Consider the following 16,101-nt stretch of genomic DNA (forward strand, 5'->3'; position numbering starts at 1 on the left):
GTTATAGATTATGATAATAAACGTTTAACAAAAATTAATACGGAGAGAAAGCAGTTATTTTACGGTTTAAAGAGCATGGTTTTATGAAAAGGAAGATAGAATCTATAAGAGTTGTGAATGAAAAAATCGATTTACCATATTCAATCATTCTATTTTTAATTTGGATTATTCATTGAAGATATTCGTCAAATTGTTGATATACGCCGCTATGATTTAATTGATTGGAGATGGGATAAAGCCTATGTTTCTCAAAAACAATTATACATGTTAGAAGACAGATTATAAAAGATGTACTTGATTGAATTTAAGAAAGAATTTATTTGAACTCATTCTTACTAATATAGTGACCCTAAAAAGTTTAACTCTTTGTGGTTACCACACATATAAGTAGCTTTTTACTATATAATTAACGGTATTCATAGTTGTTAGTTCACCTACTTGGATGAAATGAAAATTTTCAATTAAATTACAGGTACAATAACTGTTAAGTCCGTAACTTTATAAGATAGGTAGTGAATTATAATGAAAAGAAAAGGGATCCTACTAATAAATTTAGGAACGCCAAAAGATACCTCTAAGTTAGAGGTAAAGAAGTATTTAAAAACTTTCTTATCGGACAGAAGGGTAATAAAAACCCATCCCATGATTTGGAAACCAATTTTAAATGGTATTATTTTAAATATACGTCCAAAGAAATCAGCGAAACTTTATGAAAAAATATATACTGAAAATGGTTTTCCTCTTTTGGAATACACTGAAAAACAAAAGAATAATATACAAAATATATTACCAGATGTAGAAGTTGAGATTGGAATGTCATATAGTGAACCAAGTATAGAAACTGCATTAAATACATTGTTAAAAAAAGGAATTGAAGAACTCAATATCATACCAATGTATCCGCAATATTCTGGAACAACTGTAGGATCAGTGTTTGATTCCGTTATGAATTATTTTATTAAAAAAGATAGTATAGTAGATATTAAATTTATACGGTCTTTTTACAAACATCCTGATTATATAGAGTATTTTTCAAAAAAAATAAAAGTTTTTTTGAAGAATAATTCGATAGATGCTATTATCTTTTCATATCACGGTATACCTATATCATATGTAAAAGATGGAGATAATTATCCAGATGAATGTACTGAAACAACAAAATTAATTATGGCTAAAGTGGGAGATATACCATACTATCAAACATATCAATCAAAGTTTGGTCCATCTGAATGGTTGAGTCCAGCGACGGATGAAACTTTAAAAAATTTACCTTCTCAAGGAGTCAAAAAAGTACTGATTGTTGCGCCAGGATTTGTTGTAGACTGTTTAGAAACTCTTGAAGAAATTGAACATGAAAATAAAAAATACTTTTTAGATAGTGGCGGAGAAGAGTATATCTATATACATCCTTTTAATGGAGATATTGAGTTTTCTGAGTTGATAAGCACATTAATTTAGCTTAATTTTAGTTTTGTAAGGCTCATATTTATATTTAAAGATAAAAGTTTCTATAAATTATGAGATTTTAATCAATACATAACTAATTATTAAGATAAATTTTTAGAGGTATTTAATTTGTAGCACTGTTTAAAGGCGATTCAGTTTTGGGTTCAAGAAAACTTTTTTCTAATATGATATACTAGGATCATAGCTTTATCTTTATCTGATTATCTAAATAATTAAGAAGTTATAGTTACTGAATAACTGTTCATTAAAAAATTTAAAAAGAAAATCTAATCATTTTTTTGATTCAAGAAATTTTTGGCAAGTAGAACTTTAAATATAAGTAGTTAGAATCTTGCTTGTTGATAAAATAGTAGTCGCTTAACAATACTTTGTGAAAAGAGGAATAAGTTATTGGCTATTGGAACTAATATAAAATGTAAAAATTATTATGTCCTATTAACAGTTGAATTCCATAATAAGGAATTGAAACACAATTACTCTAGAATAATTGTATATAGAAATACTATATCTAGAGAAAAAGCATTAAATATATTAGCTATTTCTTTGAATGATATTACTATTATTTCAGTAAAAGAAGAATATGCACTATGTTTAGTGAATGATTTGAAAGAACCAGCTTATTTTAATGGAATAGAGAAGTATTGGATTGATGGAACAGTTATCGTAATGAGTATAGTAGAAAATAATGGGGATTATAGCTATACTTATGTAGTAACAGAAGTTAACGACCATGGAATAATTGATTCTACTTGCTTTAGAGCATTTCTAAATTCTAAAAGAGAGTTTTATTGGGAAGAGTTACAAGATTGCTGGGTACTAAGAGGCCGTTATTATGATTGGAGTAATGAAAAATTAGTTATTGACAATAAAGATTAAAAAATTTTCAAGAAAATAATATGAAATAAACAAGTTGAAAACTAAAAATAAAAAGCTGACTATAGTTAGCTTTTTATTTTTAAACACTACAAGTAATAAAATATAGCAGAGAGGTATAGAAATAGAATGGCAAAATAAAAAAATTGAATTATTGCGCGAGTTATGTCTGCAATATCTTTATTTATATGAACGAGTTAGCTGCTCGATCCCAATTGGAGAAATTAGAAGATGAGGGTCTTGCTTTTACAGAAATTCAGGTAGGCCATAGAAGAAATATTTACGATATATGAGGTCAAAAACTTAATGTTTTTTTAATCTATTCTACTTTCCTTATCGTTAATTTCTATAAGAAGATTTCAGAATATTTTGGTATTTATATAGAAATATAAAATAACGTATTCACAAAAGTATATCCTTTGCAAATAAAGTACTAGTGCAGTATGATAGTATTTTCAACAGGAAAGTCTTGTGCTGCAGGTTAGGATACTTTGTGTGAAAATAAGAAGATAGCTATTTTAGATAAAAAAAGATGTTGGTAAAAATACCAACATCAGAAATTATAGAGTTTGATTAGTTACGTAGAAGATTTTTATAGTCTTAATTAAATTTTTGGTTCGATTGACTATCTAACTAAACAGGCATTTGAAAATCAGAAAAAAGAGTGGTTTAATTATCTTTACTAAAATGTATATAAGATATTGATTCAAATATTGGAGTGTCAATAGAAAAGTAGACATTGAAATTAAGAGAATTGGTGATTTCGTTCAAAATCTGCCGGTGTCTGATAGTTTAAACTTGAATGAATGCGTTTATATTTATAATAAGTCTCCAAATAATCCGTTAATTCTAATCGGGCTTGTGCCTTAGTTGGATACTGTTTTGGTGGAAGCACTACTCGTTTTAGGGATTTATAAAAAGATTCCATTACTGCATTATCATAATGATTTCCTTTGCATGATTGACTGTGAATAAAGTAATGATTCATCGAATATTCGTAAAAACGGTGTCCAGTATATTGTGACCCTTGATCCGTATGAATCATTAACCCATTTTTAGGTTTTTCTCGTTGTATAGCCTCTTCGAGGCTCTCTATGACTAAGTTATCATGCATGTGCTCACGAATGGAGAACCCGACACATTTTATTGTAAAACAATTAATAAAAACACTACAATACGACATTCCTTCATGTGTTGGTATGTAACTGATATCACCAAACCATAATTGATTCGGACTTTGGACATGAAAATTTTGTTTTAATAAATTAGCAGAGGAATAAATTGAAGGTCTTTGTTTTAAATACTTACGACGTTTTCCTTTAGTATAAAGCCCTTGTTTACTAAGTAAACGTCCGATTCTTTTACGACTGACAAAGAGTTGATGCTTTCCTCTTAACTCCACTTGAATTCGTCTTGCACCATATCTTCCTTTATGAGCAAAGAAAATCATTCGAATGATCTCACTCAACACACTATTTTCTAGTTCTAAGTTGGAAGATTCGTGTTGCAAAGATTTGTAATAACCTGAACGAGAGACACCCAAATAGGCGCACGCTCTTTTTACAGAAATATTTTGTAAATGATTGTTGATATAGGAATAGATTACTCTTGGTTTTGCTTGAGAAAAACTTGGAACTTTTTTAGTATCTCAAGCTCCTCCTTGAGTTTTTTATTTTCTTTTTCTAAGCGTTTTACTTCTTTTTGAGAAGCAAATTCACGACTGCCATTACCAGGAAAGGTAAGCTCTCCATATTTTTCATATTCAGATATCCAACGATATAAGGTATTTTCATGGACATCTAGTTGATTTGATATAAATCTTACGGGATGTTTCTCTTTTAAGATAAGGCTAACAGCTTGGAATTTAAATTTTTTGGAATAGTGTTTTCGTTTCATACTAAAGTTTCCTTTCTCGAATTCTCTTATTTTTTCTGTCCACTTTAGTATAACCATTCCAGTTTGAAAACTATTGCGTTAATTTTGAAAATCGATGCTATATAAACAAAAGCCAAAAACGTTAAAAAACGATATAAAGATAGTGTAAAGAAATGAACGCAAGTTTCACACTATCTTTAGTTTTTTTTTTTTATGCTTAAAGAGTAAAGAAAATCAGTTAGTTTATTTAACTGGTTGTTTTGAAAAGGAGTGAAGTGAAATGACGATTATTTTAGGAATTATTGGACTCTTATTAATGATCTATCTTTTCTTGTTTTTATTTAAGGGGGAAGAGTTATGAGCAGCGTGATTTATCAAGGATTATTTTTCCTATTCATATTATTGTTATTGGCAGCGCCGCTAGGCTGGTACATTAAAGAAATCATGCAGGGGGAGATCCCTAAAGGAGTACGCTTCTTACAGCCAATAGAATGTTTATTTTATAAAGCGATTGGGCCTATCAGCAAAAAAGAAATGTCAGCGAAACGTTATGCACTGAATGTGCTGCTGTTAAGTTTCTTCTCGATCGTACTTTTGATTGTTATTTTAATGACACAGCACTTTTTACCGGGAGGTTCCTCAGTAAAAAATCTAACGCTGCCGTTAGCGATAAATACGGCCGTCAGTTTTGTTACGAATACCAACTGGCAAGCATATGTGGGTGAAACGACTTTATCAAATGCATCGCAAATGTTTGGTTTGACAGTTCAAAATTTTGTTTCAGCAGGTGTGGGACTTTCTGTTCTGGTAGCATTGCTTCGGGGACTTTCACAAGTCAAAAAGAAAGCATTAGGAAATTTTTGGCAAGATTTAACCCGCAGTTTAGTTTACATTATGTTGCCGCTATCAATCATTCTTGCTGTTTTATTAATTTCACAAGGAACCGTTCAGTCTTTCCAATCCGGAGTCGCTTATCAAGGTTTGGAAGGGAAAAGTCTTTGGTTGCATTTAGGTCCGGTAGCTAGTCAGGTGGCAATCAAACAACTTGGTACAAATGGCGGTGGTTTCTTTGGTGCTAACTCAGCCTACCCATTTGAAAACCCAACACTATTCTCAAACTTTTTAGAGAATATTGCGATTCTGTTGCTCCCAGCGGCATTGATCTTTGCTTTTGGTTTTTGGGTCAAGGATTGGAGACAAGGACGAACGATCATGATAGTATCCTTGTTTTTCTTACTATTAGCTTTCGTCGGCGTTGCTTTTAGCGAGTATTACGGGCCTGAATTTACGTATGTTCTTGGATCGACCAATTTGGAAGGAAAAGAAATTCGCTTCGGCATTGGCTGGTCTAGCTTATGGTCCGTCGGTACGACCGCCGCTTCGAATGGTTCGGTGAACGCGGTGTTGGATAGTTTTACACCGCTTGGTGGCGCCATTCCAATGTTCTTAATGCAGCTTGGCGAGATAATTTTTGGTGGTGTTGGGAGCGGACTGTATGGAATGTTGGCATTTCTATTGCTAGCAGTTTTTATAGCAGGTCTTTTAGTTGGGCGGACACCTGAATATTTAGGTAAAAAAATCGAAGCTTTTGATATCAAAATGGCTAGTCTAGTTATCTTAACACCATTGATGTTGACGCTTTTCGGGGCAATGGCTCTAGTCCTACATCCAGAGGTAATGTCTTGGTTAACGAACCATGGTCCCCATGCTTTCACTGAATTGCTTTATGGGGCAACTTCATTAGCCAACAACAACGGAAGTGCTTTCGGTGGGTTGCTAGCTAATACGACATTCTTAAACCTTTTAGCCAGTTTAATGATGGCTGTTTCAAGATACTTGCCGATCATCGTCATCTTACTTTTAGCGGAAAATATGGGAAGTAAAAAGAAAGCAGCTTTAAGTTCAGGAACATTATCCACGGTTAGTCCAACATTTGTTTCTATGTTGATTATTGTTATTTTGGTAATTGGAGCTTTAAGTTTCTTACCATCATTGGCACTAGGTCCGATTGCGGAATTCTTTACGATGAAATAGATGGAGTGAGTAAAAATGAAAAAAATCTATCAATGGGCAGTGGGACAATCCTTTAAAAAATTGGATCCACGCCAACAAGTTAAAAATCCCGTGATGTTTGTCGTTTATTTAGGTGCGCTCATCACTACAATATTATGCTTCTACCCAATGGGTGTACCGTTATGGTTTAACATTTCAATAACCATTTTTCTTTGGTTGACTTTGCTTTTTGCGAATTTTGCTGAAGCTGTTGCAGAAGGACGAGGAAAAGCACAGGCCGATAGTTTGAAACAAGCAAAAAAGGAAGTCATGACTTATAAAATTAACAGTTTAGAAGATATCAAAGAAGAGAATTTCATTGAATTACAGTCTTCTGATTTAAAGCGAAACGATTTGGTCTATGTACGTGCAGGAGAGCAAATCCCAGCTGATGGTGATGTAATCGAGGGGGCTGCATCAGTAGATGAAAGTGCCATTACTGGCGAATCAGCGCCAGTAATTCGTGAATCTGGTGGGGATCGCAGTGCGGTTACTGGCGGAACAACCGTCGTTTCCGATTATTTAGTGATTCGTGTTACCTCTGAAAACGGTCAATCCTTCTTAGATAAAATGATTGCCATGGTAGAGGGAACTCAACGAAAAAAGACTCCGAATGAGATTGGTTTGCAGATTTTCTTGATTACTTTGACCATTATTTTCTTAACTGTATCAATTACTTTAGTCCCATTTACTGATTTCAGCAGTCAGTTATCTGGTAAAGGAGAAGCTTTATCACTGGTTATTGTGATTGCTTTACTAATCTGTCTGGCGCCAACGACGATTGGGGCCTTAATCTCTTCGATCGGGATTGCAGGTATGAGCCGCTTGACGAAGGAAAACGTCATTGCCATGAGTGGTCGTGCGATCGAAGCAGCTGGTGACGTGGATGTTCTTTTACTCGACAAAACAGGAACCATAACATTGGGAAATCGACGAGCAAGCGATTTTTTGCCAGTCCATGGTGTTAGTGAAGAACAGTTAGCGGATGCGGCGCAATTATCTTCTTTAGCTGATGAGACAGCAGAAGGTCGAAGTATCGTGATTTTAGCAAAAGAACGTTTCAACTTGCGAGAAAGAGAATTCAAGCAATCAGAGGTTAAATTTATCGATTTCAGTGCCAAAACACGCATGAGCGGAATTGATTATCGCGGTGACGTGATTCGCAAAGGTGCCGCAGACACCATGAAAAAATATGTAGAATCTAAAGGAGAGGACTATCCATCTGAATGTGACAAGATTGTTGATAAAATCGCTCGAGCAGGTGGAACACCTCTAGTAGTTGTAAAAAATAATCGTGTGATGGGTGTCGTCTATTTGAAAGACATCGTTAAGAATGGTGTAAAGGAAAAATTTGCTGATATGCGTAAGATGGGTATCAAGACCATCATGATCACTGGGGATAACCCCTTAACAGCGGCAGCGATAGCAGCGGAATCTGGAGTAGATGATTTCTTGGCAGAAGCTACCCCAGAAAATAAAATGAATCTGATTCGCGAGTATCAAGAAAAGGGTCACTTAGTTGCAATGACTGGTGACGGGACAAACGATGCACCAGCATTAGCGCAAGCCGACGTTGCGATGGCGATGAATACAGGAACACAAGCCGCGAAGGAAGCGGGGAACATGATTGATTTGGATTCCAGTCCAACAAAATTGCTGCAAGTCGTACAGATTGGGAAACAATTGTTGATGACTCGCGGCGCGTTAACTACATTTAGTATCGCAAATGATATCGCTAAGTATTTTGCGGTGATTCCAGTACTGTTTTACAGTATTTATCCGCAACTGGATCGATTGAATATTATGGGATTAGGTAGTCCACTGACTGCGATTCTATCAGCTGTCATTTATAATGCAGTCGTTATCGTGGCCTTGATTCCACTAGCATTAAAAGGTGTGAAGTATCAAGAAAAACCGGCCAGTCAAATTTTGCGTAATAATCTGCTGATTTATGGACTTGGGGGAATTATTGCGCCATTTATTTTTATCAAGATTATAGATCTGATTCTCTCACTGATCATTTTATAAAGGAGTAGAAACAATGAAAAAAAGTATTCTAGGTAGTTTGCGTTTTTTGATTTTTAGCCTGATCGTTTTTGGTGGGCTATATACCGTTGCAGTTACCGGCATTGGTCAATTGTTCTTTTCAGATCAGGCTAACGGCAGTCAGATTTCAGTGAATAATCAAGTTGTTGGTTCAAAGTTGATTGGGCAAACTTTTGAACAGGCAAAATATTTTTCAGGACGTAGTGAGGAAGTTAGTCAGCTATCACCTGTTTCGGCGGAGCAAAAGCAATTAGTTGAGAAGCGTACCGTTGCAGAATTGGAAAAAAATCCAACAGAGAAAAAAGTTCCGAATGATCTCGTGACAGCATCTGCCAGTGGTGTGGATCCGGATATTAGTTTGGCAGCAGCTCATTTTCAAGTTGCCCGAATTTCTAAAGAACGTGGCTTGTCTCAACAATCAATTCGTAAACTCATCGATAAACATATCCAAAAAGATTGGTTTTCAGCCCGATTTTATGTCAATGTTTTGCAGTTAAACCTAGCATTAGATAAACTAGGAATATAATACAGAACAATTCTCTAACCAAAAATGGTTAGGGAATTGTTCTGCATACAAAGAGAGGAGAACTGTTGATGCAGGCAACAGAAGAAATGCAATCTGGCGATGGACGCCGAGGTCGATTGCGGATATTTTTTGGCTTTGCGGCTGGTGTTGGGAAAACCTATGGTATGTTGACAGAGGCTCATGAATTATTGATGATGGGAAAACATGTTGTTGTCGGCTATATCGAACCTCATGATCGTCCAGATACCAATCGATTATTAGAAGGATTACCGCAAATTCCTCCTAAGAATATTTTTTATAAACAAATGGTTTTAACAGAGCCGGATATTGATCGAATCATTCAACAGAAGCCCGAAATCGTGTTGATTGATGAGCTGGCTCATTCCAATGCGGAAGGTTCTCGAAATCGTAAACGATACCAGGATATTGATGAACTGTTGAATGCAGGAATCGATGTTTTTACTACGGTCAATGTTCAACATATCGAAAGTTTGAATGATATCGTTGAAGAAGTTACCGGAATCGAGGTCAAGGAAACGGTGCCGGACACTTTTCTACAGCAAGCGACAATAAGAGTGATTGATGTGGAGCCCGATGAGCTGATCGAACGACTTGAACAAGGAAAAATATATGCGAATGAAAACGCGAAACGTGCCTTAAAAAATTTTTTTATTCCACAAAAATTGGACCAATTACGTGGATTAGCAATTCAGCGAGCGTCGGATCATATTAATCGAATTAGTGGAAAGACAATTGGGATACAAAGTAAATTATTGACGGTGGTGAACGATGCTTTTCCAAAAATGACCGAAAAATGTATTCGCTGGACAGCACGTTTAGCTCAAGGTCTAGCTGCCGATTGGACAGTGATTCAAGTTCGTACGCAAGAAAATACATCAACGAACATTCCTTTAGCCGATAAATTAGGTGCGGAGGTCATTAGTATTGAAGAGGATGATAGTTTTGAGACGATTGTCGAGTTCTCAAAAATGACGGGTGTTACTGATATTATTATGGGGAAAAATCTAAGGCAGCCGTGGTATGAAAAAATCTTTATTGAAGCGTTTGATGATCGCTTGTTAAAACGATTGAAAGATACGGAACTTCATTTAATTCCTTTCAATGAAGAAAAGCGGTCTTTATTTTTTAAGACTCGTAAAGTCATTGAGGGCGGCGGAAAAGATTTAGTGATTGCAATTGGTGGTGTTTTTCTAGCGACGGTTGTGACGGAATTGATGCAATATATCCACGTTGGCGATCAAAATCTGATGCTTATTTATATTTCATTTGTATTATTAGTCGCTCGAACGACATCCGGTTATTTTTGGAGCTCATTATCCTCTATTTTAAGTGTTTTGTCTTTTAACTGGTTTTTTGTCGAACCATTATATTCTCTGACAGTATATAAACAGGGATATCCTTTTACTTTATTGCTCATGCTAGTTGTTGCCCTGATGAGCAGTAATTTAATGATTCGATTAAAGAAACAAGCAGATACTTCTATGAAAAAAGAGCACCAGATGGAAATCTTGTACGAGTTGAACAAACGATATGTTTTAGTGGAAAGTCGAAAACAAATTCTTGATATTTCTGCTACTTATTTATCAAGATTATTGGAACGAGAAGTGATTATTTTTGATCGTCAAGCGAAGACAGAGAGTGTTCATTGTATCAACGAAAAAAAATCAATATTAAATAATGAAGACGAAGCAGCTGTAGCCTTTTGGGCAGCAAATAACCAAAAAGAAGCTGGGAATGGTACAGACACACTAAATGGTGCTAAAGGATTCTATTTACCGATTGTTGCAGGCAGGAAGACGTTGGCGGTATTAGGCATTGAACGAAATGCAGATCTTGATTTGGAAAATGATCAGCTCAATTACTTAAAATTGGTGCTGACTCAAATTGCAGTCATCTTGGAACAAACAGAATTGAAAGATGAGAAAGAGCAAGTTGAGTTAGAAAATGAACGGGAAAAAGTCCGCAGCAATTTATTACGAGCCGTATCTCATGATTTGAGAACACCATTAACTGTTATCTCAGGGACTGCTGAAACATTAGGTATTGGAAATGATTTAAAAGAAGATACACAGCGAAAATTATTAAAGGATATTCAAGAAGAGTCACAATGGCTGATTCGGATGGTTGAAAATCTTTTATCCATCACGCGAATCAACATGGATACTATGAAGGTTAATAAATCTGCTGAACCAGTAGAAGAGGTAATCGAGGCTGTTTATAAGCATTTGAGGAAGGTCTATACAGACGGCCAAGTGGATGTTCACCTGCCAGAAGAGGTCATTTTTATTCAAGCGGATCCCATTTTGATTGAACAAGCGTTGTTTAATCTGATAGAAAATGCGTTTCGTCATGGAGAAAATGATCTACCAGTCAAACTAAACGTCTACCAGAAAAAAGAACAAACAGTTTTTGAAATTGAAAATCACGGTGAAATTCCATTAAAACAATTTCAAAAGATCCAATCAAACTTGTCCAGCACAAATGAAGTACCGGTTGACTCAAAAAATGGTTTAGGAATCGGATTGAGTATTGTAAAAACAATCGTCCATGCGCACAATGGTAAAATGGAAATGACGATAGGTGGGGGCAAAACATTGGTTCGAATTTATTTGAAGTGAGGGGTAGAATTATGAAGCAATCCATTTTATTGATTGAAGATGATCCAAATATTACGGATTTTATGGAAGTCGTTTTGAGACAGGAACGCTATCAGTTAACGATTGCTAGTACTGGAATGGAGGCATTGAATGCTTTTCAAACAACATCGTTTGATTTAGCTTTGTTAGACTTAGGATTACCAGATATTGATGGTATTGATTTGTTAAAAATCCTTCGCAAGCGAATGCATCTGCCCATCATCATTATTTCTGCTAGAAATAATGAAGAGGAGAAAGTTAAAGCGTTGGATTTAGGTGCGGATGATTATGTAACTAAACCATTTGGAACGAATGAATTACTTGCAAGGATTCGTACAGCCTGGCGTCATCAAAACGTTCAAACGGAATCACTAACTGTCGTGGAAAACAAAGACTTGAAAATTGACTTCGAAAAACAGTTAGTTTATAAAAAGGGACAAGAAATCCATCTTACAAAAAACGAATATCGAATTTTAGCGCTGATGTTTCGTCAGTTGGGGAAGGTAGTTACGTATCAAACTTTGATGACAGAAGTATGGGGCCCTTACAGCGATGACTCGCAGACATTGCGGGTGAATATGTCTAACATTCGTAAAAAGATCGAAAGTGATACATTGAAACCAGAATATTTGATTACTGAGATCGGAGTGGGCTATCGTTTGCGTGATCATAATTAAGAATAATAAATTTATTTTTCGAAAGACATAAACATAATAACCCAGATTATTAATTAAAACGTATCAGGGATAAAATCATTAAGAAAATTATCTAGTTTTTATGGAAAATATATAGTCTTACCCGTGGTGCTAATTGATTTAAAACTGGGTGAAATAAAAAACTTTGCGATAGAATAAGCTCAAAGCAACGACGAAATGAGTGAATATTCTATGCAAAGTCAACCTAAATAGATCGAAATCTATACAAATACTCAACTAATGTTTTCTGTAATTCTGGAAATCATTCAATCACTGTACAGTAGATATGTTCCTGGGCAAATAAAAAATCGAAAGAACGTTCATTTTTTATAGACGGATTTACAATTTAAGTGCAACACAAAAATCATAGATAAAATTCTTGTATAATGGTGTGGACTAACAAACGCATTAGGAGGAATTTTATCTATGACTTTATATACTCATCTTACTAAGCAAGAGCGAGAAATGATATTTTTATATCATAGTTTTGGTTTTTCTTTCAGAAGAATAGGCCGGTTAATCAAACGGTCGCCATCAACAGTTATGAGGGAAATTAAACGACATTCCACAAAAATAAAACCGTATTCTCCTTCTTTAGCGCAGAAATCCTATCATAAAAACAAACAAAAATGCGGTAGAAAACGTGTATTAGATACTTCTCCACTTAAAGAAACGGTTTGTAAACTTTTCCTTGAACACCAATGGTCTCCTGAACAAATAGCGAATAGAATTAAAATGGAAAAGCATACAACGATTAGCTACAACAATATTTACCGTTCCATTTATCGTGGTTTGTTTAATAAAGGATTCACTAAAGACAGTCGTGGCGCTCGTAGAAAACTTAGACGAAAAGGAAAAACTAGACGCAAACTATTAGAGGACGGTCGTGGGAAATTCAATGATGCTCCTACAATACATGAGCTCCCACTTGAAGCTTAGAACAGAAAGACCTTAGGTCATTGGGAAGCTGATACAGTTATTGGTGCGAAAGGAAGAGCCTGTTTAGTTATGCTATTTGATCGTAAATCTAGATTTCTATTAACTTCTAAAGCTGCAAAAAGGATGCTCTATCTGTTTCGAATGTTATCATTAATCTATTCTCTGAGTTGCCTTTCGATAGAAGAACGATAACTCCTGATAGATGAAGTGAATTCGCTTTATATCAGAAGTTCAGTAAAGCTGCTAATATTGATTGTTATTTTTCTGATCCACAGGCTCCTTGGCAACGCGGAACAAATGAAAATACAAATGGAATACTACGAGAATACCTGCCAAAAGGGAAAGATATGACCTTAATTCCAGATAGTTATATTCAATCATTTATGCATAAATTAAACACTAGACCCGAAAATGCTTAAACTGGAAAACAACGTATGAAGTTTTTTACGATAGATTGTTGCACTTAATTTGACAATTCGAGTTTTTTTACCAGCTTCGTAATAGCATTTAACAGTCCTGTAGTATTGTTTGGCCAAGGCTCTATGTAATTTGGTTGAATATCGTTAATAATGTGGCGTAGAACTCCTTCTAAGACATCTTTTCTCATGATTCACTCTCCTTGAATGTTTTCATGAAAAAGACTATCAGATTTGAATTCAATCTATATTTTCCTACATTTAATCTTGGACCTTTGCAGTTGCATAACAGCCTCCAATTTATCTTTGAAACCGTATTTGTTTAATACTTATCATTTAAATGATTTATAAAATGATTCCATCATAGCGTTGTCATAGGACATACTTTTCTTGAATGGCTAATTAAAAGTCTCAATATATGAATCATTTCAAAAAAGCAATGATTCATATATTGAGACCTTTGTTCCACATGAAATAATTAACGCAGCCTTTAGCTTTTCCTCAATAATAAGTCTACTAATATGTCTACAACTGATTTCTAATTAGGGTTCTTTTTGTAAGACATATTTGATTCTTCTGACTGCATAGAGTCCTTTATGTTCAAGAAAAATTTCTTTCATCAGTTTAGCTGAGGTTTCATTTTCAATTTCAAGGTTTGGTGAATCCCGCTGACAGAACAAATAATAGCTTGCGTGTGAAACATTAAGACAATGACAAGCCTCTTAAATAGATAGAGTTCCTCGATGACCTTTTATAAACTTAAAAATTAACGAAGTTTTCCTTTTTCTTTTAGTAAGACTTCAACTTTTTTTAGGATTACCACTTCTTCGTTTGAGCGTTTATCATATTTTCGAGGCTCGTAATCTCATTTCTACGAACGAATTCAATGCTCACTCTTTCGAGAAAGGCATGTTCTCCATGTTTTTCATACTATTGAATCCATCGACATATGTAATTAGGTCTGTTGGAATTTTGAAAAATAATCTCATAACTTGTATTTCAAATATTAACTTAAATTTAATTTCTTTAAAATTTTTTAAATGTTTCTTTGCATTAATTTTATATTAGAAATTAAGATATCTTTTGTGAAAAATAGCACATTTATGTTAATATTTAGATATATAAAATCAGAAGAATTTTTTAATAGCTTTTTATAATGATATATATCCTTACGTGCAAAGGTATATTTAGTAATTTTTTTAATATGAATTTTTAATCGATAAGTTTCAAGTTTAAGTTTTGTAATACTTTTGTGATGTATTGTCCAAACTAATTGTAATACAGTTAAATAAAAATTGATTTAGTTGACTAAATTTAGTCTATAAAATAAAAATAATGATTTTTTGTATCTTGAATTGTCAAATTAAGTGCAACGTTTCATCAAAAAATACTTCATAGGGTGTTTTCCAGTTTAGACATTTTTTTGGTCGCAAGTTTAACTTAAGAATAATTTGCTCAATATAGCTATCAGGAACAGTATCCATATCTTTGTTTTTAGGGGAATATTCTCTAAGCAAACCATTCGTATTTTCATTTGTTCCGCGTTGCCAAGGAGCATGTGGATCAGGAAAATAAAATTGAATATTATTCAATGTCTTAGTTACTTCTGAATGTTTTGAAAATTCTTTTCCTCTGTCAGGAGTTATTGTTTTCACTTTGTTTGAAGAAATAGAAGAGAGTAGTTGGATTATTTTATCCCGAACTAATAGGGATAACTTTTTCTCGATTTTCCCTCCCAATAAATACCTTGACTTACGATCAGTCAAAGTAACTAAGCAAGAACCTCCAGTTTTACCAGCTACTGTATCTGCTTCCCAATGCCCTATTTCTGAACGATTATTATCGGATGCAGGACGTTCATGAATCGTATTTGATATTTGTATTTTCCCTCTTTTTTCAACGTGTTTTTTTGTTATGTCTAGTTTTTCCACGATGTCTAAGAGAACGAATGAGTCCACGACTTCCATGATTTAAGGGTTCCGTTTCGAATAGACCATTATAAATAGCACGATAGATAGTTGTGTAACTTATAGAGAGAGCAAATTTCTCATGTTTTAAACGATAAGCAATTTCTTCAGGAGACCATTGTTCTTCAACGAATAGTCTTCGAACAAGTTTCCAAAGAGATATGTTAGATAGTAGTAGTTTCCGACCACAATTCTGTTTTCTATAAGAATATAAGGTTTGAGCTACTGTGGGAGAATACGTATTATTTTTTGTATTACGTTTTAATTCTCTTGAAACTGTAGATGGGCTACGTTTTATATTAGAAGCAATAACGCGAATAGAATAGCCTTTATTGAATAATAAAAATATATTTTCTCGTTCAAGTATTGTAAGATGGTTATAGTGACGCATAGCTATCTTCCTTTCAAATAGTGTTCTAGACAAACCTATTTTAACTGGAATTTAGCTATGTGTCTTTTTTATTAACTGTTGCACTTAAAGTGTATATTCAAGATGTAAAAATTTACATTAGCTATTAATTTAAATGCTACGAGCTTTCATAAAAATTAATAGTTACTTGTTTATAATATATAGAATAATATAAGGAG

Annotated in this window: 10 protein-coding genes and 2 pseudogenes; 8 read left to right on the forward strand and 4 right to left on the reverse strand. The window is 34.2% G+C overall.

Features of this window, described 5'->3' with window-relative positions; all coding sequences use genetic code 11:
• Positions 1 to 522 precede the first annotated feature (522 nt).
• Both hemH and IGI80_RS06720 read left to right on the forward strand, forming a co-directional pair.
• Complete coding sequence (hemH, locus tag IGI80_RS06715; RefSeq protein ID WP_438723015.1) at positions 523 to 1,458, forward strand: ferrochelatase; 936 nt, start codon at positions 523 to 525, stop codon at positions 1,456 to 1,458.
• 399 nt (positions 1,459 to 1,857) lie between these two features.
• Entirely contained in the window at positions 1,858 to 2,343 is a 486-nt protein-coding gene (locus IGI80_RS06720) for a hypothetical protein (protein WP_438723017.1), read from the forward strand.
• Between the two features lie 742 nt (positions 2,344 to 3,085).
• On the opposite strand, the gene IGI80_RS06725 is transcribed toward IGI80_RS06720, so the two are convergent.
• Together IGI80_RS06725 and IGI80_RS06730 are read right to left on the reverse strand one after the other, a co-directional pair.
• Positions 3,086 to 3,943: an IS3 family transposase gene (locus tag IGI80_RS06725; RefSeq protein ID WP_438723423.1), complete on the reverse strand. Its 858-nt coding sequence runs from the start codon at positions 3,941 to 3,943 to the stop codon at positions 3,086 to 3,088.
• Positions 3,943 to 4,236 (reverse strand): transposase, encoded by a 294-nt coding sequence (locus tag IGI80_RS06730; protein ID WP_438723019.1) that lies wholly within the window; start codon positions 4,234 to 4,236, stop codon positions 3,943 to 3,945. Before IGI80_RS06730 ends, IGI80_RS06725 begins: the two co-directional genes overlap by 1 nt.
• A 336-nt stretch (positions 4,237 to 4,572) precedes the next feature.
• Between IGI80_RS06730 and kdpA the strand changes: the two genes are divergently transcribed.
• The 6 genes and pseudogenes from kdpA (at position 4,573) to IGI80_RS06760 (ending at position 13,602) form a co-directional block, all read left to right on the forward strand.
• On the forward strand, positions 4,573 to 6,249 hold the full coding sequence (gene kdpA, locus IGI80_RS06735; protein ID WP_438723021.1) for a potassium-transporting ATPase subunit KdpA: 1,677 nt from the start codon (positions 4,573 to 4,575) through the stop codon (positions 6,247 to 6,249).
• Positions 6,250 to 6,264: 15 nt separating this feature from the next.
• On the forward strand, positions 6,265 to 8,295 hold the full coding sequence (gene kdpB, locus IGI80_RS06740; protein WP_438723022.1) for a potassium-transporting ATPase subunit KdpB: 2,031 nt from the start codon (positions 6,265 to 6,267) through the stop codon (positions 8,293 to 8,295).
• Between the two features lie 13 nt (positions 8,296 to 8,308).
• The gene (locus IGI80_RS06745; RefSeq protein ID WP_438723024.1) at positions 8,309 to 8,839 is read left to right on the forward strand and encodes a potassium-transporting ATPase subunit C; all 531 of its coding nucleotides are present in this window, start codon (positions 8,309 to 8,311) and stop codon (positions 8,837 to 8,839) included.
• Positions 8,840 to 8,907: 68 nt separating this feature from the next.
• The gene (locus IGI80_RS06750) at positions 8,908 to 11,478 is read left to right on the forward strand and encodes a DUF4118 domain-containing protein (protein ID WP_438723026.1); all 2,571 of its coding nucleotides are present in this window, start codon (positions 8,908 to 8,910) and stop codon (positions 11,476 to 11,478) included.
• Positions 11,479 to 11,489: 11 nt separating this feature from the next.
• Positions 11,490 to 12,173, forward strand: a complete 684-nt coding sequence (locus tag IGI80_RS06755; RefSeq protein WP_438723028.1) for a response regulator transcription factor — start codon at positions 11,490 to 11,492, stop codon at positions 12,171 to 12,173.
• A gap of 444 nt (positions 12,174 to 12,617) precedes the next feature.
• A pseudogene (locus IGI80_RS06760) lies at positions 12,618 to 13,602 on the forward strand (IS30 family transposase).
• On the opposite strand, the gene IGI80_RS06765 reads toward IGI80_RS06760, so the two are convergent.
• A complete protein-coding gene (locus IGI80_RS06765) occupies positions 13,594 to 13,737 on the reverse strand; it encodes a hypothetical protein (protein ID WP_438723029.1) in 144 nt (47 codons plus the stop codon). The pseudogene IGI80_RS06760 and the gene IGI80_RS06765 overlap by 9 nt on opposite strands.
• Positions 13,738 to 14,904: 1,167 nt before the next feature.
• Positions 14,905 to 15,904: pseudogene (locus tag IGI80_RS06770) on the reverse strand (IS30 family transposase).
• Positions 15,905 to 16,101 lie beyond the last annotated feature (197 nt).

The sequence above is a fragment of the Enterococcus sp. DIV1420a genome (assembly GCF_051712165.1).
Lineage (GTDB): Bacteria > Bacillota > Bacilli > Lactobacillales > Enterococcaceae > Enterococcus > Enterococcus faecalis.